Source organism: Achromobacter sp. KK8, assembly GCF_054188005.1.
Genome location: NZ_CM135178.1, coordinates 5,741,016 through 5,760,140, shown reverse-complemented (window position 1 = coordinate 5,760,140; position 19,125 = coordinate 5,741,016). Strand labels below are relative to the sequence as shown.

The following is a 19,125-nucleotide window of genomic DNA, read 5'->3' as shown; positions in this document are numbered from 1 at the left end:
GACAAGATGCGGGCCGCCAGAAAAGCGCGGTGGATTCCGCCGCGCAACGGCAAGACCGGCACGCTATCCGGGGAGACAATATGAGTGACTTTCACCTGACATTGCTCGCCTTCAAGGAATCTCCCGCGCCGCAGGTCATCTGCAGCGCGCGCAAGATCTCGGAATGCAATCACTCCTTCGCAAATCTGTTCGGCTACACGCGCAGGGAACTGGTGGGCAAATCGATACTCCAGCTTTACCCCTCGCTTTCCGATTTTCACCAGATCGGCCAGCGCTGCCTCAAACACCTGGAAAGCAATTGCTACTACGAAGACGAGCGCTTCATGCAGCACCGCAGCCGCGAGGTGTTCTGGGCGCGCGCGCGCGGCATCACCCTGACCCCGGAAGACCCTTTCGACCTGATGATCTGGAGCTTCGAGCGCATCGCCGAAAACTGCCTGCGCACGGCCAACCTGACGCGGCGCGAACGCGAAATATCCGCTTACGTCGCCAACGGCCTGAGCTGTAAGGAGATCGCCATGCGGCTGGACATCTCCTATCGCACGGTGGAGGTGCATCGCGCCCGCATCATGCGCAAGCTGGACGCGAAGAACACCGCCGAACTGGTGTCCAAGATCATCCTGGTCGACAACATGGCCTGAGCGGGGCCGCGCGTCCCGCTTCATTTTCCGAGCATCATCTCAGGCAGGATCGTGACGATGACCGGGAAGAAGAACAGGATCAGCGTGGTCACCACCTCCATGATGACGAACCACCAGGCGCCGTGGAAGATCCGCGTCAACGGCGTCTGGCGGTCTATGCCCGCGATGACGAACACATTCAGCCCGACCGGCGGCGTGATCAGGCCGATCTCGCACATCTTCACGGCCAGGATGCCGAACCAGATCGGGTCAAAGCCCAGCGACACCACCGTGGGGAACATGATCGGCAGCGTGATCACCAGCATCGAGAAGGCATCCAGGAACATGCCCAGCGGGAAGTAGGCCAGCAGCATCAGCCCCACCACCAGCAGTGGCGGGATGTCCGAGGACACGATCACCTCGGCGATCTGCTGCGGGATCTGCACCAGGCTCAGGAACAGGCTGAACAGGCCCGCGCCCAGCATGGTGAACAGGATCATCACGGTGGTGGTGACGGCGTTGCGCAGGCTTTCGACCAGCTTGCCGCCCAGCTCGCCGCGCGCCTGCCGGGCGCACAGCAGCATCACGAACGCGGCGAACGCGCCGACCGCGGCGGCCTCGGTCGCCGTGACGAAACCCAGGTAGATGCCGCCCAGCACGATCAGGAACAGCACCAGCACCTGCCAGCCGTTGCGGATCGACAGCACGCGTTCGCGCCACGGGCTCTTGGGCAGCACCGTCGCGGCCATCTGCGGCGAAGCGCTGATGACGCGGATGCCCAGGATGAACACCAGCGTCGACAGCAGTCCGGGCAGCACCCCGGCCACCAGCATCTTGCCGGCCGAGACCTCGGTCAGGGCGGCATAGAAGATCAGCAGCACGCTGGGCGGGATCAGCACGCCCAGCACGCCGCCGGCCGCCACCGCGCCCGCCGACAGGCGCGCGTCGTAGCCGGCGCGCTTCATCTCGGGGATGGCGACCGCGCCCACGGTGGCCGCCGTGGCCACGCTGGAGCCCGACGTGGCGGCGAAGCCGGCGCAGGTCAGCACGCTGGCGATGGCCAGCCCGCCGGGCATGTGGCCGACCCACTTGCGCGCCATGTCGAACAGCCTGCGGCCCACGCCCGCGTGATGGGCGAAGGCGCCCATCAGGATGAAGAGCGGGATCACGGTCAGCAGGTACGAGGCCGACTGCGCATACGAATACGACTTTAGACGGTTCAGCACGAAAGCGCTGTCCTCGACCAGGACCAGGCCGGTGATGCCGGCCAGCGCCAGCGCGGCGAAGACCGGCGCGCCCAGCAGCAGGAATACGAAGATCAGGCCGGTGGCGACCAGGGTGATGGTGACGTCATCCATGGAGGGAATTCCCGCGAGAGGGTCAATGCGAGGCCAGCGCCGGGGTGGCGCGGGCGGCGGGTTCGGCGCGGCACAGGCTGCAGCCGGCCTGGGCCAGCATCTGCAGCGCGCCGAACCACAGGCCCAGGGCGACGATGGCCTTGGTCCACCAGATCGGCACCTCCACGTAGCCCCAGCGGAACTCGCGGATCTCGATCGATTCCAGCGCCTCGCCGGTGGCGGGATAGGCCAGCATCGCCAGCACCGCGGCGGCGGCCAGCCACGCCAGCGCGTCCATCCATTGCGCCACGCGCGGCGGCACCTTCTTGTGCAGCAGCGTGACGCGGATATGGGCGTCGTCCATCTGGGTCCAGCCCAGGCCGAAGAAGACGATCACGACCAGGCTCAGTTCGGACATCTCGAACAGGCCGGGAATGGAATGGCCGTAGATGGCCCGCACGATGGCGTCGAGCGTGATGCCGAACATCAGGAACAGCAGGAACAGCGTGGCGATGGCGCCGAACACGTTGGAGACGGCGCGCAGCGCCACGCCCAGTCGGGAGGAATAGTCCATGGGTCTCTGCCTGTGGCGGCCCGGCGCGCGCCGGGCCGCGGGGAAGGAAACGGCGTCAGGCCTCGGCGGCCAGTTCGTCGAAGCGTTTCAAGCTGCCCTGCGTGTCGTACTTGGCGATGGCCTGGTTGACCAGGGCCTGCATCGCCAGGCCGTCCAGGCCGGCGGGCTTGGCCACCCGCTCGACCCAGCCCTCGGTCTGCGCCGGCTGCACCAGGGTGCGCGCCCGGTCCTTCTCGGCCTGCGGCAGCGACGAGAACTTGGCGCCCTCGGCCTTGGCGGTCTTGACGTACTGGCGCGCGGCCGCCTCGTAGATGCGCGCGTATTCGCCGCCGTAGATTTCGCTGACGATCTGGTCGCTGACCTGCTTGACCGGATCGGGGAAGTTGTTCCACACGCGGGCGTTGATGATGGTCGCGGCCGGGCCGTGCGGGCCGTCGCCGATATCGGTGAAGTAGGGCGCGATCTCGTGCAGCTTGTAGGCCACGGCGGTGATGAAGTCAAAGCCGTACACGCCGTCCAGCACGCCGCGCTCCAGCGCGGTGTAGACCTCGGGCGCGGCCATCGGCACGGCGGTGCCGCCCAGGCGCTCGATGACCTCGTTGGCGGCGCCGTAGCCGCGGATGCGCTTGCCGCGGATGTCCGCGATCGAGTTGATCGGCTGGCGCGTCACCAGCGGCGCGTAGTACCAGTTGGTCCAGTACAGCACCTTGCTGTTGTAGCGCCGCTCCCATTCGTCGCGCAGCGGCTGGTACTCGGCGTAGACGTCGCGGCACAGCCATTGCAGCGCGTCCGAGCGGTGCATGCGGTAGTACCAGTCCAGCCCGCGCGTGACCGGCAGCTGGGCCTGGTAGTAGCCCGGCGAGATCAGCGACATTTCCGAGGTGCCGTCGCGCACGGCGGACAGGTGCTCGCCGACCTTGTTGAGCGACTGCGCCCAGTAGCGCCGCACCTTGACCGCGCCGTTGCTGCGGGTCTCCAGCTGTTTCAGGTACCACTCGTCCAGCCGCGAGGGGCCCGACGTCTCGCTGATGTAGCTGTCGAACTTCAGGGTGACCGGCTTGGCCGCGGCGGCCGCGCGGCCGGTCCAGATGGCCGGGGCCGATGCGCCGGCCAGCAGGCTGGCGGCCTTGATGAAATCGCGTCTTCTCATGCTCTCCTCCTTGGGGGATTCCGGCTTCTGATGCGCCGGTTCATCGGCCTGGGCTGGCATCTCCCTGGCCGCCTGGTTCCGCGCCGCGCAAGGCTTCGCGCAATGCGGTCTTGAGAATCTTGCCGTAGCTGTTCTTGGGCAGTTCTTCATGGAATACGTAGCGCTTGGGCTTCTTGAACGAGGCGATCTCGCCGCGGCACCAGGCGTCCAGTTCCTCGGGCGCCAGGGTCGCGCCGGGGCGCGACACCACGAAGGCCACCACCTCTTCGCCCCATTGCGCGCTGGGCGCGCCGACCACCGCCACCTCGCGCACGCCGGGATGCCGCGCCAGCGTTTCCTCGACTTCGCGCGGGTAGATGTTGGAGCCGCCGGAGATGATCACGTCCTTGCTGCGGTCGGTCAGCGTCAGGAAACCCGAATGGTCGAGCCGGCCGATGTCGCCCGTGCGCAGCCAGCCGTCCACCAGCGTTTCGGCGGTGGCGGGATCGTTGCGCCAGTAGCCCTGCATCACGGCGTTGCCGCGCACCAGCACCTCGCCCTCGGTGCAGGACGGCACGGCCCGCAGCGCGGCGTCGACCACGCGCAGCTCCATGCAGCTCTGCGCGGTGCCGACCGAAGCCAGCCGCGCGGCGCGCTCGGGGTGGGCGGCATCGGCGATCACCTCGCGCGACAGCGCGGTGATGGTCATCGGGCTTTCGCCCTGGCCGTAGATCTGCACGAAGCGCTGGCCCAGCACCGCCAGGGCTTCTTCCAGGTCGGCCAGGTACATCGGCGCGCCGCCGTAGATGATGGTCTTGATGCCGCGGCCGTCGCGGCCGCCGGCGCGCGCCTGCTCGACCAGGCGCTTGATCATGGTGGGCGCGGCGAAGAACGACAGCGGGCCGGTCTGTTCGGCCAGCGCCAGGATCTCGGCCGGCTCGAAGCCGCGCGATTCGGGCACGACGTGGCGCGCGGCCTTGCGCACGTACAGCACGTGGTACAGCCCGGCGCCGTGCGACATGGGCGCGGCGTACAGCATGCCGTCGCCGGGCTCCACGGTTTCCACGTCCACCGCATAGCACAGGCCCATGGCCACCAGATTGCGGTGGCTCAGCATCACGCCCTTGGGCCGGCCGGTGGTGCCGGAGGTATAGAACAGCCAGGCCAGCGCATCCGCGGCCAGCGGCGCCGGCGGCGCCCAGGGGCCGGTCCCGGCACAGGCCCGGGCGTAGTCGGCGCCGTCGATCTCCAGGTGGCGGCAGCCATCCGGCAGGCAGCCCGCCGGCAGATCGTCGAGCCGGTCGGTGAAGATCACGCTGGCGTCGGCGTTGGCGGCGATCCAGCCGACCTCCTTGGGATGCAGCTTGGGGTTGATCGGCACCGCCACCGCGCCCAGCCACCAGGCCGCGTACAGCAGCTCCAGGTATTCGACGCGGTTGCGCGCGAACAGCGCGACGCGATCGCCCGGGGCCAGGCCATGGTCGCGTTGCAGCCAATCGGCCAACGCCGCGGCGCGGCGGGCGAAGTCACGGTAGTTCGCATGCAGGCGCAGGCCCGTATGCAGGGCCGGCCGGCCTCCGTGCTCCAGCGCGGCCGCCTGCAACCAGTTCGCGATATTCATGCCATTACGCCCGCACCGCCTCGAGCACCGACGCGTAGTTCGCCACGGCCATGCCGCCCATGTTGAAAACCAGCCCGAGCTCGGCGCCGGGGCGCTGCATGTCGCCGGCGCGGCCGGTCAGCTGGCGGTAGGCCAGCGCGTGCATCGACACGCCGGTGGCGCCGACCGGGTGGCCCTTGGCCTTGAGTCCGCCCGACAGGTTGACCGGCAGGTCGCCGTCGCGGCGCACCGTGCCCTCGGTGAGCACGCGATGTCCTTCGCCGGGCGCGGCCAGGCCCATGGCCTCGTAGATCAGCAGTTCGGCGATGGTGAAGCAGTCGTGCACCTCGGCGAAATCCAGGTCCTGCAGCTGGATGCCGGCATCCGAGTAGGCGCGTTGCATGGCGCGGTGCGGACCCTCGAACGCCAGCAGGTCGCGGCCCTCCAGCGGCAGCATGTCGTTGACCTGGGTGGCGGCGCGAAAGCGCACCTGGCGCGCATAGCGCGGCGCGCGCCGCTCGCAGGTCAGGATGACGGCGGCGGCGCCGTCGCTGATGGGCGAACAGTCGGTCATGCGCAGCGGCGCCGCGATCATGGGATTGCGTTCCGAGATCGTGTTGCAGAAGTCGGCGTCCAGCTCGCGCCGCAGCTGCGCCAGCGGATTGCGCAGCGCATTGGCGTGGTTCTTGGCGGCGATGGCGGCCATGACCGGCAGCGGGTCCTCGTAGCGCTCGGCGTATTTCTCGGCCAGGCGCGCGAACTGCTGCGGAAAGCTCATGGCGCTTTCGCGCGGATCGTTCTTGTAGCCGGCGCAGGCCAGCGCCTCGGTCACCTCGGGCGTGCTGCGCGAGGTCATCTTCTCGACGCCGATCACCAGCACGGTGCCGGCCGCGCCCGACTGGATCGCGCGCAGGCCGGCGTGGATCGCGGCCGAGCCCGAGGCACAGGCGTTCTCGCAGCGCGTGGCGGGCTTGAAGCGCAAGGCCGGATGCGCCTGGTGCACCAGCGAGGCGGGGAAGGCATCGGGCACCAGCCCCGCGTTGAAATGCCCCAGGTAGATCGCGTCGATCTCGGCGGGATCGACGCCGGCGTCCTCGATCGCCTCGTTGGCCGCCATCACGATGAGTTGCTCAAGATTCAGAGCGTCCAATTTGCCGAACGGCGTATGGCCGCTGCCCACGATCGAAACGCCCGAATGATCGAACATGTCCCTCTCCCCATGCACGGTGATGTGCGGCGGTGGTGTGCTTGTGCGATCAAGTGTAGGACTGCGCCAATACGTATCTCTATACGTGCATCCACGTACGCGAATACGTAGTGGGGGGATGCGTATGTCGACCCGTACGTACCGGACGGGCCGCGCATCGATGCGCGAAATCGCGCCGTCGTGCAGCGGCGATATGACGTTCGAAATACGACGTAGAGGCGCGGATTCAGGCGCTTGCGAGCATGTTCACATGTGTTCCAAATGGCGTTTGACCGCGCCAGGCGCGAACGGCCGGGACATGTTTTTTTGCTCGAAGAAATGGGGGTGTACGTACGTGTTTGGAGGCAGTGACGCGTCTGGAATTTTCAAATCATCTGTATAAGAATTCGTCGACGCGAGCATGCGGGCGGCAGGCAACGCATTAGAAAAAAACGTGCTTCCGCCAGGGTCAGAATGTCTTTCATAGGAAGAACAGATCATGACGAGTTTCGTATCGCTTTTGGTTGGAGACGGCAGTGTCCTGGTTCGTTGCGGCGAACTGCTGATGGCAAAGGGACACCGCGTACAGGCAGTGATTTCCACCGATTTGACCGTGCGCGCGTGGGCCGCCAAGGCCGGCATCCCGCAGTACGCGCTGGACGACGCGGTCAAGCCGGAATCCCGGCTGTCGGCCGACATCCTCTTCAGTATCGGCAACTACTCGGTGATCCCCGATGCGCTGCTCGGGCGCGTGCGGCGCATGAGCATCAACTATCACTATGGCCCGTTGCCGGAATACTCGGGCCTGCACGTGCCGGCCTGGGCGGTGTACGACCGCGCCACCGACTACGCCATCACCTGGCATCGCATCGGCGAGATCATCGACGGCGGCGGCATTCTCAAGCGCGTCGCGGTGCCGATCGAATCGACCGACACGGCCCTGTCGCTGGGCCTGAAGTGCGACGAGACCGCCATCCAGAGCTTCGGCGCGCTGGTCGACGACCTGGCCGCCGGCCGCGAGCGCGAGACGCCGCAGGACCTGTCGCGGCGCCGCTATTTCTCGCGCCATTCGCAATTCTCGGCCGAAGGCCTGATCGACTGGAACCAGGACGCCGAGCAGATCGCCGCCATGGTGCGCGCCACCGACCACGGCCCCTTCAGCAGCCCGCTGGTGTGGCCCAAGGCCTTGATCGATGGCCGGGTGCTGGCCGTGCGCAAGGTCAGCGTCGAGGCGCGCGCCGCGGGCGCGGCGCCGGGCGATGTGGTGGCGGTGGATGCCTTCGGCGCCAGCATCGCCACCGGCAATCGCGCGCTGCGCCTGGAAGCGCTGTGCACGCTCGAGGGCGAGGACGTCGCCATCGCCGACCTGGCCAGCGCCGGCAGCCTGCGGGCGGGCGCGCGCCTGGCCTCGGCCAGCGAGCAGGTCCGCGCCCAGGTCACGGCCGCCGGCACCGCCGCGTCGGGTTCCGCCGCCTTCTGGCGCGGCCAGTGGGCCGCCTGGCAACCGTACCGCCTGCCGTATGCGCGGCCGACCGCCCCCGAGACCAACACGGCGCCTATCGTGGGCAAGCTGCCCGCCGCGCCGCAGGGCGCCGGGCGCGAGCAGGCCTTCATCGAGCAGGCCGCGGGCGGCCTGTGCACCTTCCTGGCGCGCGCCTCGGGCGCGGCCGACGTCCACCTGGCGGTGGCGCTGCCGCGCACCGATGTGGACCCGGAGTGCCGCGATGTGTTCTGCGCCTGGGCGCCGGTGCTGGCGCACATGGACCCGGCGGCGTCGGTGTCGCGCAACCTGGACGCCGTGGCCGGGGCCTTGGGCCAGGCGCGCGAGCATGGCCTGATCCGGCGCGACCTGATCGGCCGCGACGCGGCGCTGGCCGCCCGCCATGCGCGCGGTGAACTGACGCCGGACGTGCTCGTGTCCAGCCAGGTGCCCGCGGCCTACGCGGTGGACGAGGACCGTCCGGCGCTGGAGTTCGTGCTGCTGGCCGGCAGTGAAGCCTTCGAACTGCATTTCAATCCGCGCAAGATTACGCGCCGCGCCGCGGCGCAGCTGGCCGCGCAGGTGGCGGACTGGTGCCGCCGCCTGCCGGCGTCGACCGACCGCAAGCTGGGCGAGGTCGAGGCCCTGTCGGCCAGCGAACGGCAATCGCTGGTGGAGCAGTTCAACGCCACCGGCGATGCCGCCACGCTCGGCGCGGTGGTGCACGAACTGTTCGAGCACGCCGCCGCCCAGCACGAGGGCAGGGTGGCGTTGCGCTGCGCCGACCAGTCCATGTCGTATGGCGAACTGAACGCCGCCGCCAATCGCGTGGCCGGCGTGCTGCGCGGCAAGGGCATTGGCCGCGGCCAGCTGGTGGGCGTATGCCTGGACCGTTCCATCGACATGGTCGTGGCGCTGCTGGCCGTGCTCAAGACCGGCGCCGCCTACGTGCCGGTCGACATGGCGTTCCCGGCCGAGCGCATCCGCCAGATGCTGGAAGCGGCCCAGCCGGCGCTGCTGATCGCGCCGCCGGCGGCGCGCGACGCCAGCATGAGCGCCTGGGCCGAGCGCTGCCTGGATCTGGGCGCGGCCCTGGCCCAGGCCGGGGACGACAGCGCCAATGCGCCGTCCTCGGCGCAGGCCGACGACCTGGCCTACGTCATCTTCACCTCGGGGTCCACCGGCAAGCCCAAGGGCGTGGAAGTCACTCACGGGGCGCTGGGCAACTTCCTGCTGTCGATGCGCGCCGCGCCCGGCTGCGACGCCGGCGACAGCCTGCTCGCGGTGACCACAATTTCCTTCGACATCGCGGCGCTGGAGCTGTTCCTGCCGCTGATCAGCGGCGCCAGCGTGGTGATCGCGCGCCAGCAGGAAAGCCTGGACGGCCAGACGCTGCTGGACCTGATGCGCCGCCACGCCGTCACCATGATGCAGGCCACGCCCACCACCTGGCAGCTGTTGCTGCAATCGGGCTGGCCGCGCGCCGTGGCGCTCAAGCGCCTGCTGTGCGGCGGCGAAGCGCTGCCGCGCGCGCTGGCCGACGAGCTGCTGGCGCGCGCCGAGTCGGTGTGGAACATGTATGGCCCGACCGAGACCACCGTGTGGTCCAGCGTCTGGCAGGTGCGCCCGGGCGAGGACATCGTCATCGGCCAGCCCATCGCCAACACCCAGCTGTACGTGCTGGACGCCAACCTGGCGCCGGTGCCGGCCGGCTTTGCCGGCGAGCTGTGCATCGGCGGCGCCGGCGTGGCGCGCGGCTATCACAAGGACCCGGCGCAGACGGCGGCGCAATTCGGCGCCAACCCGTTCGCGCCCGGCGCCCTGTACCGCACCGGCGACCTGGCCTGCTTCAAGGAGCCGGGCAAGCTGGTGGTGCTGGGCCGCAACGACGGCCAGATCAAGCTGCGGGGCTTCCGCATCGAACTGGGCGAGGTCGAGGCCGCCGTGGCCAGCCACGAAGACATCGGCCGCGCCGTGGTGGTGGGCCGCAACGACCAGCTGGTCGCCTACTGCCTGCGCAACAGCGCGCCGGCCAGCGCGGCGCAGGACCGCCGCGCCGAGACCACCGCCGTGACCGAATGGCGCGATGTCTGGGACCGGGCCTACGAGCCCGGCGCGGCCGATCCCACCTTCAACACCGCCGGCTGGCACAACAGCTACGACGGCCTGCCGTTCGCCGCCGACGAAATGCGCGACTGGCAGCAACGCACCGTCGACCGCATCCTGGCCACCGGCCCCGAACGCGTCTTCGAGATCGGTTCGGGCACCGGCCTGGTGCTGTTCGGCGTCGCGCCCAAGGTCGCCCAGTACCGCGCCATCGACGCCTCCAGCCAGGCGGTCGAACAGATCAACCGCCACCTGGGCGGCCTGCCGCAGGCCTCGTGCGAACACCGCCTGGCCAACGATTTGCCGGAGGTGGAGCCGGGCAGCTTCGACACCGTGGTCATCAACTCGGTGGCGCAGTACTTCCCCAGCGCCGGCTATCTGCTGTCGGTGCTGGACTGGGCCACCGAGGCCGTGACCGAGGGCCGCATCTTCGTCGGCGACGTGCGCGACCTGGCGCTGCTCGAGGCATTCCATGCCGACGTGGCCAACTTCCAGGGCCTGTGCAGCCTGTCTCCCGACGAGCTGCGGCGGCGCGCGCAGCGCGGCCTGCGCTCGGAACGCGAGCTGGTGCTGGCGCCCGAGTTCTTCGCCAACCTGCCGGCGCTGTACCCGCAGATCTCGCGCGTTGAAATCCTGCTGCGCGACGGCGCCTACGTCAACGAGATGTCGCGCTTTCGCTTCGACGTGATCCTGCACGTCGGCGCGCCGGCTTCCGGCCGCGCCAGGCCGCGTGCCACGACGGCGCTCGATTGGGGCCGCGACGGACTCGATCTGCCGGAGCTGGCACGGCGCCTGGGCAAGGGCGGCAAGCCGCTGGCCATCGCCAATATTCCCAACGGCCGCCTGGCCGACGTGCACCAACGCGTGGGCCACGTGCTAGAGGCGCAGGCCACTACCGGCCCGGGCCAGTGGGTCGACCCGCGCGACCTGGCGCAGGCGGCCGAGGCGGCCGGCTATCGCATGGCCATGCTGCCGAGCCGCGCGCGCGACATCTGGGCGTTCGACGCGGTGTTCTGGCAGGCCGGCGAACAGCCCGACCTGGGCTGGCAGGCGCCCCAGGCGCTCGACCGCGATGCGCTGGCGCAATGGGCCAACCAGCCCGCGGCCGGCGCGCCGCCGCGCCCCGCGCTGCAACGCGTGCTGCGGCCCTGGCTGGAAGCGCGCCTGCCGGGCTACATGATTCCGGACTTCTTCGTCGAACTGGACGAGTTCCCGCTGACGCCGAACGGCAAGATCGACCGCAAGGCGCTGCCCGAACCCACCGAGGTGATGCTGGAGCCGGCGGTGCAGCCCACCAATGAGCTGGAACAGCAGTTGCAGGCGGTCTGGGCCGAAGTGCTGGGCCATGACCGCATCGGCATCCACGACAGCTTCTTCAAGATTGGCGGCAATTCGCTGCGGGTGGTGCGGGTGCAGGCCGAGCTGCAGAAGCTGCTGGGCCGCAACGTGTCGACCTCGACGCTGTACGAGCATTTCACCATCAAGGACCTGGCCGCGCATCTGGCCGGCAACAAGAAGGCCGCGCTCAACACGCCCAAGCGCCGCAATGCCCTGGCCGACGAACCCATCGCCATCGTCTCGATGGCCTGCCGCCTGCCGGGCAACGTCAACAGCCCCGAAGACCTGTGGAACCTGCTCGAGCGCGGCGGCGACGGCATCGTCGAAGTGCCCAGGGAACGTTGGGACGCGGCGGCCATCTATGACGCCGACCCGGACGCGCGCGGCAAGTCGTACTGCATGCGCGGCGGCTTCGTGACGCCGATCGACCTGTTCGACGCGCCATTCTTCGGCATCTCGCCGCGCGAGGCGCGGGCGCTCGACCCCGCCCAACGCATGATGCTCGAAGTCACCTCCGAGGCGATCGAGCTGGCCGGCTATTCGATGGACCAGTTGCGCGGCAGCCAGACCGGCGTGTTCGTCGGCATCGGCAAGGGCTACCACGAGTACGGCCTGGCGCTGGCCGGCGGCCTGGCCGACCTGGACGGCTACGTCGGCACCGGCTCGGCCGGCAGCACCATGTCCGGCCGGGTCTCGTACGTGCTGGGCCTGGAAGGGCCGAGCATGACGGTGGACACCGCCTGCTCGTCGTCGCTGGTCACCACCCACCTGGCCTGCAATGCCTTGCGCCAGGGCGAATGCGACCTGGCGGTGGCGGCCGGCGTGACGCTGATGCTGTCGCCGGACCTGCACGTGGAATTCAGCCGCCTGCGCGGCATGTCGCCGGACGGCCGCTGCAAGTCGTTTTCGTCCAGCACCGACGGCACCGGCTGGAGCGAAGGCGCCGCCGTGGTGGTGCTCAAGCGCCTGTCGGACGCGCAGCGCGACGGCGATCCGATCCTGGCCGTCCTGCGCGGCACCGCGGTCAACCACGCCGGCCATAGCGCCAGCCTGACCACGCCCAGCGGCCCGGCGCAGCAGCGCGTGATCCGCCAGGCGCTGGCCATGTCCGGATTGCAGCCTTCCGACATCGATTACCTGGAAGCGCATGGCACCGGCACCAAGCTCGGCGACCCGATCGAGGGCAATGGCCTGGCGGCGGTGTTCGGCGGCAGCCATACGCCCGAGCGGCCGTTGTGGGTCGGTTCGGTCAAGTCCAACCTGGGTCACACGCAGGCGGCGGCCGGCCTGGCGGGCGTCATGAAGGCGGTGCTGGCCATGCATCATGACAAGCTGCCCATCACGCTGCACGTGGTCGAGCCGACCCCGGCGGTGGACTGGGCCGCGGCGCAGATGGCGCTGGTGCAGCAGGAGCAGCCGTGGCCGGCGGGCGAACGGCCGCGCCGCGCCGGCGTCAGCTCGTTCGGCATCGGCGGCACCAATGCCCATGTCATCGTGGAAGAGCCGCCCAAGGCCGCCGCGCCGGCCCGCGCCGCCAAGCCTGCGGCCACGCCCGAGTCGCTGCCGTTCGTGCTGTCGGCCTTCACCGTGCCCGCGCTGCGGGCGCAGGCCGACAAGCTGCACCTGCACATGGGCATGAACATCCAGGACCGCTTCCTGGACGTGGCCTATTCGCTGGCCACCACCCGCACGCACTTCCGCAAGCGCCTGGTGGTGTTCGCCAAGGGCAAGTCCGACCTGCTGGACGCGCTGGCCTCGTACGGCCGCACCGGCGAGGTGCCGGCGGGCGCGGTCAGCATGGTCGATGACCGCGACCGCGAATGCCGCCTGGCCCTGCTGTTCACCGGCCAGGGCAGCCAGCTGCCGCGCATGGGTCACGGCCTGTACCAGTCCAACCCGGTCTTCCGCCAGGCGCTGGACGAGATCGCGCAGCGTTTCACCACGCTGGAAAAGCCGCTGCTGGAGGTGATGTTCGCCGAGGCCGGCAGCGACGAGGCCGCCTTGCTCAACCGCACCGACTTCACCCAGCCGGCCCTGTTCGCGCTGGAAGTGGCGTTGTGGCGGGTGTGGCAAAGCTGGGGCGTGCAGCCCGAGCTGCTGCTGGGCCACAGCATCGGCGAGATCGCCGCGGCCCATGCGGCCGGGGTGTTCGACCTGGACGACGCCTGCCGCCTGGTGGCTGCGCGCGGCCGCCTGATGCAGGCGCTGCCCGCCGGTGGCGGCATGGCCTCGCTGGAGGCCAGCGCCGACGAGGTCGAGACGGCGCTGGCCGCGCTCGGCCTGGCCGCCCGTGTCTCGCTGGCCGGCCTGAACGCGCCGCAGCAGACGGTGGTGTCCGGCGACATCGACAGCATCGAAAAGGTGGTGGCGCACTTCAAGCAGCAACAGCGCAAGGCCAAGCGGCTGGAGGTCTCGCACGCGTTCCACTCGCATCTGCTGGAGCCGATGCTGGGCGCCTTCCGCCAGGTGGCGCAGTCGCTCGACTACGCCACGCCGAAGCTGGCCCTGGTCAGCAGCCTGACCGGCGAGCTGGCCAGACGCGGCGAGATGACCCAGCCGGAATACTGGGTGCAGCAGGCGCGCCAGGCGGTGCGCTTCAACGCCGGCATGCGCACGCTCTACCAGCAGGGCATCAACGCCTTCCTGGAACTGGGTCCGCAGCCGGTGCTGTCCGGCATGGGCGCGGCCTGCCTGGCCGATGACGGCCCGGTGACCTGGGTGGCCTCGCTCAACCCGGCCAAGGACGAGACCCAGACCATGCAGAAAGGCCTGGCCGAGCTGCACGTGCTGGGCGCGCCGGTGGACTGGCGCGGCTTCTTCGCCCCGTATGGCGGCGAACGGGTCAAGCTGCCCACCTACGCCTTCCAGCGCGAGCGCTACTGGCTCGAACCCATGCCCACGCGCACGGTCGGCGCCGGCCTGAACGACGCCAATCACCAGTTGCTGGGCGGCGGCGTGCAGATCGCCGGCACCGACATGACGATGTTCACGACCGTGGTGGCGGCCGACGAGCCGGCCTGGGTGCAGGAGCACCAGGTGATGGACGCGGTGCTGATGCCGGGCACGGCGTTCTTCGAGGCCATGCGCGCCGCGGGCCGGCAGGTCAAGGGCCAGTGGGACCTGGCCGACGTGATCATCCTGGCGCCGATGGTGCTGGCGCCCGGCGTATCGCTGCGCATGCAGATCACCGTGGGCGCGGAATCGGGCGGCGCCCGCACCGTGCACGTCTACAGCGCGCCGGAGTCGGACGAGGACGGCGAATGGCAGCTGCATGCCGAAGGCAAGCTGGTGCCGGCCCAGGCCGCGCGCCAGGATTCGGTCGAGCTGCCGCCGCCGGATGGCGATCCGATCGACGTGACCGCGCTCTACCAGGACCTGCATGAACTGGGCTACGGCTACGGCCCGACGTTCCAGGGCATCAATGCCGCCTGGCACGTCGACGGCGACGTCTGGGCGCGGGTGGCGCTGCCGGAAGCGGCCGCGTCGTCGGCCATCCGCTATGGGCTGCATCCCGCGCTGCTGGACTCGTCGATGCATTCGCTGCTGCTGACCCAGCGCCTGAAAGCGCAGGTGGGCGATGACGTGTTCGTGCCGTTCGAGGCCGAGCGCCTGTCGGTCTGGAAAGACGGCCTGGCCGAAGTGTGGGTCAAGGTGGCGGAGTTCGAGCTGGGCGAGGGCGAGTTCTGGGCCTCGCTGGACCTGTACGACACCAGTGGCGAGCACGTGGGCCGGCTGCAGCGCCTGCATGCGCGGCGCATCGACCGCGCGGCGCTGCGGCGCCTGGCGGCGGCCGGGGTCGACCGCTTCCTGTTCCGCACCGAATGGCAGCCGGTCGAGGCGCCCGAGGCCGTGTTCGGCGGCACCTGGGGCCTGCTGGGCGGCGCCGACGCGCCCTGGGCCGATGAGGTCCGTTCGCGCCTCATGCAGGCCGGCGCGCAGGTCGTCGATATCGCCCGATTGAGCGAGGCCGAGGCCTGCGATGGCGTGATCCAGCTGTGGGGCGGCGATGGCCAGGTGGCCGAGTCGTCGCACCGCCAGGCCGCCAGCGCGCTGGTGCAGGTGCAGGAACTGGCGCTGGCCGGCTTCGCCAAGCCCGTCATCTGGCTGACGCGCGGCGCCGTCGGCACCAGCAGCGACGATCCGGTGTCCGACCTGGGCGCCAGCCCGTTGTGGGGCCTGCTGCGCACCGCGCGCAACGAGCATCCGGAACTGGCCCTGCGCATCGTCGACCTGGGCGAGACCGCGGCCGACCTGGACACGCTGGCGTCCGCGCTGGCGCTGGCGGACGAGCCCGAGTGCGCGCTACGCGGCGCCAAGGTGCTGGCGCCGCGCCTGAAGAAGGCGCCCGCCAACGCCGGCCTGGTGTTGCCGGCCGAGGGCAACTGGCGCCTGGAGATCGCCACCAAGGGCCGCCTGGATCAGCCGCTGTCGGTCAAGACGCTGGTGGACGAGCCGCTCGCGGCGGGCGAGATCCGCGCCGCGGTCAAGGCTACCGGCGTGAACTTCCTGGACGTGCTGAACGCCCTGGGCATGGTCGAGATTCCGGCGCTGGGCCTGGAGTTCGCCGGCGTGGTCACGGAAGTCGGCAGCGCCGTCAAACACCTCAAGCCGGGCGACCCGGTGCTGGGGCTGGCGCGCGGCGCCTTCGGTTCCTCCATCGTGGTGGACGCGCGCCAGGTCGTGGCCAAGCCCGACAATCTCAGCTTCGAGGAAGCGGCCACCATCCCCATGACCTTCCTGACGGCGTGGTACGGCCTGCACGTGCTGGGCAACATGCAGCCGGGCGAGCGCGTGCTGGTGCATGCCGCGGCCGGCGGCGTCGGCATGGCGGCGGTGCAACTGGCGCTGCTGCATGGCGCCGAGGTCTACGGCACCGCCAGCGAACCGAAGTGGCCGGCGCTGCGCAAGCTGGGCCTGGCCGATGATCACATCGGCACCTCGCGCAGCCTGGACTTCGCGCAGACCTTCGCCGAAACGGCGCCGGGCCGCGGCTTCGACATCGTGCTCAACTCGCTGGCGCGCGAGTTCATCGATGCCAGCTTCGCCATGCTCAAGCCGGGCGGCCGCTTCCTGGAGATGGGCAAGATCGACCTGCGCGACCAGGCCTGGGTCGAGGCCAATCATCCGGGCGTGACCTACCGCGTCTACAACCTGCCCGAGGCCGGCGTCGAGCGCATCCAGGAAATGCTGGGCGCGATCGCCGCGCTGTTCGCCGAAGGCAAGCTCAAGCCGCTGCCGCTGCGCACCTTCCCGCTGGACAGCGCGTCCGACGCGCTGCGCTTCATCGCGCAGGCCCGCCACGTGGGCAAGGTGGTGCTGGTGCCGACGCAGCGCCGCGGCATGGTCGATCCGGACGGCGCGGTGCTGGTCACCGGCGGCCTGGGCGGGCTGGGCCGCTACGTGTCCAAGTGGCTGGTGCAGAACCACCAGGTGCGTGAGCTGGTGCTGACCTCGCGCAGCGGCATGGGTTCGCCGGATGCCGAGGCTTTCGTCGCCGAATTGGCCGAACTGGGCGCCCGCGCCACCGTGGTGGCGTGCGACGCGGCCGACGCCGACGGCCTGCAACGGGTCATGGGCGAGTTCGGCGAAGACCGGCCGCTGCGCGGCGTGGTGCACGCGGCCGGGGTGCTGGATGACGGCATGCTCGCCGGCCAGACGCCGGAACGCTTCGACACCGTGTTCGCGCCCAAGGTCGACGGCGCCTGGCACCTGCATCGCCTGACGCAGGACCTGCCGCTGGACTTCTTCGTGCTGTTCTCGTCGATCTCCGGCGTGACCGGCGCGCCAGGCCAGGGCAACTACGCCGCCGCCAATACCTTCCTGGACGCGCTGGCGCACCATCGCCGCGCCAAGGGCCTGGCGGCGACTTCGGTGGCCTGGGGCGCCTGGGACGGGCAGGGCATGGCCGCGCGCCTGAGCGACGCCGACAAGACGCGCTTCAGCCGCCAGGGCATGGAGGCGCTGGGCCCCACCGAGGCGCTGGACCTGTTCGAGGCCGCCGTGATGAGCGACGCGCCGATGGCCGTGGCCGCCGCGCTCGACCTGGGCCGCCTGCAGCGCACGCTGGAGGACAACAACGGCGGCAGCGCGCCGGCCCTGTACCGCGAGCTGTTCAGCCGCGCGGCGGGCGGGCGCGGCGCGGGCGGTGGCGCGGGCGGCGGCGCCGGCCTGCGCAAGCTGCTGGTGGAGACCGCGGTCGAACAGCGCGAGGCCGCGGTGCTGGAGGCGGTGCGCGCCGAGGTGGCCAAGGCGCTGGAGTTCGCCTCGCCGGAGGACGTGGACGTCAGCCTGCCGCTGCAGGATATCGGCATCGACTCGCTCACCGCCGTGCTGCTGCGCAACCAGCTCTCGGACATGACCGGCCTGGCGCTGCCCGCCAAGATCGCCTTCGACCATCCCAACCTGCGGGCGCTGAGCCAGTTCCTGCTGGAGAAGCTGACCGAGGCGGGGCTGGACAGCCAGGAGGCCCCGGCCGAGGCCGGCGCGGCGGCGAAGGAGGCGGCCGGCGGCCGTCGCCTGGACGACCGCGTGGCGCGTCGCGGCTACCTGGAGCCGGAACTGCAGTTCGACAACGTGCTGGCGATGGAGGCGGAGCCCGAAGCCGTGTTCGTCACCGGCTCCACCGGCTTTGTCGGCGCCTTCCTGTTGCACGAGCTGCTGCGCGCCAACATCATCGCCTACTGCCTGGTGCGGGCCGACGACGCCGAGAAGGCCATGGCGCGGCAGGTGGAGATCCTGCAGAAATACGATCTCTGGAAGCCGGAGTACGCGGCGCTGCTGAACCCGGTGGTCGGCGACCTGACCCAGCCGCTGTTCGGCCTGTCCGAGCACGAGTTCGACCAGTTGGCGAACCAGGTGGATGCCATCTGCCATTCGGGCGCGCTGGTCGACTGGATGCTGCCGCTGGACAACTACCTGGCGCCCAACGTGGTGGGCACGCACGAGGTGCTGCGACTGGCCTCGCGCGGCCGCGGCAAGGCGGTGCACTTCGTCTCGACCGCCGCCACGCTGCCGCGCTACCTGGGCTACGAGGTGTCCAAGGACGAACGCGAGTACGGCTACCTCAGCTCCAAGTACATGGCCGAGCAGATGGTGGCGGCGGCGCGCTGGCGCGGGGCCAAGGCCTCGATCTACCGCCTGCCGTTCGTCGGCGCCAGCGCCAGCAGCGGCCATTTCCGGCTCGATCGCGGCGATTTCCTGCACAACCTGATCTCGGGCTGCATCGCCATGGGCAGTTTCCCGCTGCTGGGTTCGGACATCGGCGGCGTGCTGCCGGTGGACTACCTGGCGGGGGTCATCGCCCAGGTCATGATCCGCGACCAGGACCGCATCGGCCAGGACTACGACTTCGCCAACCCGCAGGCGCCTGGCTTCAACAGCCTGGTGCAGCACATCCGCGGCGCCGGCGCGCAGGTCGGCAGCCTGCCGTTCGAGCAGTGGCGGGAGGAAGCCCTGGCGTATGCGCAGGCCAACCCCAGGAGCGCCATCGCGCGCATCGCGGCGGTGCTGGACGGCCTGGGCGTGCAGAGCGACCTGGAGCAGATGTTCGACTGCTTCCCGGTGGGCCGGCAGGTGTTCGGCGGCGAGGTCTATCCCTGCCCGCCGGTCGATGCCCGGCACGTCCGGCCGTATGTGGAACGCATCCTGGCCGCCGCGCCGGCCGCCGCGCAAGCGCAGGAGTTGTCGCCGGTATCCCAGCCGGCTTGAGCAAGTTCGACCCGCCGCCGGGGCAGCGCCATGCAGGCGCTGCCCGCC

At 70.1% G+C, this 19,125-nt stretch carries 7 protein-coding genes; 2 read left to right on the top strand and 5 right to left on the bottom strand.

Translation table 11 applies throughout. The annotated features are described in order from the left end of the window. Window positions 1–80 precede the first annotated feature (80 nt). A complete protein-coding gene (locus ACVN9Z_RS26485) occupies window positions 81–641 on the top strand; it encodes a LuxR family transcriptional regulator (protein WP_006386116.1) in 561 nt (186 codons plus the stop codon). A 20-nt stretch (window positions 642–661) separates the two neighbouring features. Here ACVN9Z_RS26485 and ACVN9Z_RS26480 read toward each other — a convergent pair whose 3' ends face one another. From ACVN9Z_RS26480 to ACVN9Z_RS26460, 5 genes are read right to left on the bottom strand one after another with little or no spacing between them, the layout of a single operon-like run. Next, the gene (locus ACVN9Z_RS26480) at window positions 662–1,978 is read right to left on the bottom strand and encodes a TRAP transporter large permease (RefSeq protein ID WP_006386117.1); all 1,317 of its coding nucleotides are present in this window, start codon (window positions 1,976–1,978) and stop codon (window positions 662–664) included. 22 nt (window positions 1,979–2,000) lie between these two features. After that, a complete protein-coding gene (locus tag ACVN9Z_RS26475) occupies window positions 2,001–2,531 on the bottom strand; it encodes a TRAP transporter small permease subunit (protein ID WP_006386118.1) in 531 nt (176 codons plus the stop codon). A 55-nt stretch (window positions 2,532–2,586) separates the two neighbouring features. Beyond that, complete coding sequence (locus tag ACVN9Z_RS26470) at window positions 2,587–3,681, bottom strand: TRAP transporter substrate-binding protein (protein ID WP_054497726.1); 1,095 nt, start codon at window positions 3,679–3,681, stop codon at window positions 2,587–2,589. Between the two features lie 40 nt (window positions 3,682–3,721). After that, entirely contained in the window at window positions 3,722–5,281 is a 1,560-nt protein-coding gene (locus ACVN9Z_RS26465) for a class I adenylate-forming enzyme family protein (RefSeq protein WP_006386120.1), read from the bottom strand. 4 nt (window positions 5,282–5,285) lie between these two features. Continuing rightward, window positions 5,286–6,467 carry an acetyl-CoA acetyltransferase gene (locus tag ACVN9Z_RS26460; RefSeq protein ID WP_006386121.1) on the bottom strand — a complete coding sequence of 394 codons (1,182 nt, stop codon included), beginning with the start codon at window positions 6,465–6,467 and terminating at the stop codon, window positions 5,286–5,288. 571 nt (window positions 6,468–7,038) lie between these two features. Between ACVN9Z_RS26460 and ACVN9Z_RS26455 the strand changes: the two genes are divergently transcribed. Then, window positions 7,039–19,077, top strand: a complete 12,039-nt coding sequence (locus ACVN9Z_RS26455; protein WP_458212823.1) for an amino acid adenylation domain-containing protein — start codon at window positions 7,039–7,041, stop codon at window positions 19,075–19,077. Window positions 19,078–19,125: the final 48 nt, after the last annotated feature.

Coding starts and splice junctions, on each gene's coding strand:
- ACVN9Z_RS26485 (WP_006386116.1), top strand. CDS start 81: ATGAGTGACTTTCACCTGACATTGCTCGCCTTCAAGGAATCTCCCGCG.
- ACVN9Z_RS26480 (WP_006386117.1), bottom strand. CDS start 1,978: ATGGATGACGTCACCATCACCCTGGTCGCCACCGGCCTGATCTTCGTA.
- ACVN9Z_RS26475 (WP_006386118.1), bottom strand. CDS start 2,531: ATGGACTATTCCTCCCGACTGGGCGTGGCGCTGCGCGCCGTCTCCAAC.
- ACVN9Z_RS26470 (WP_054497726.1), bottom strand. CDS start 3,681: ATGAGAAGACGCGATTTCATCAAGGCCGCCAGCCTGCTGGCCGGCGCA.
- ACVN9Z_RS26465 (WP_006386120.1), bottom strand. CDS start 5,281: ATGAATATCGCGAACTGGTTGCAGGCGGCCGCGCTGGAGCACGGAGGC.
- ACVN9Z_RS26460 (WP_006386121.1), bottom strand. CDS start 6,467: ATGTTCGATCATTCGGGCGTTTCGATCGTGGGCAGCGGCCATACGCCG.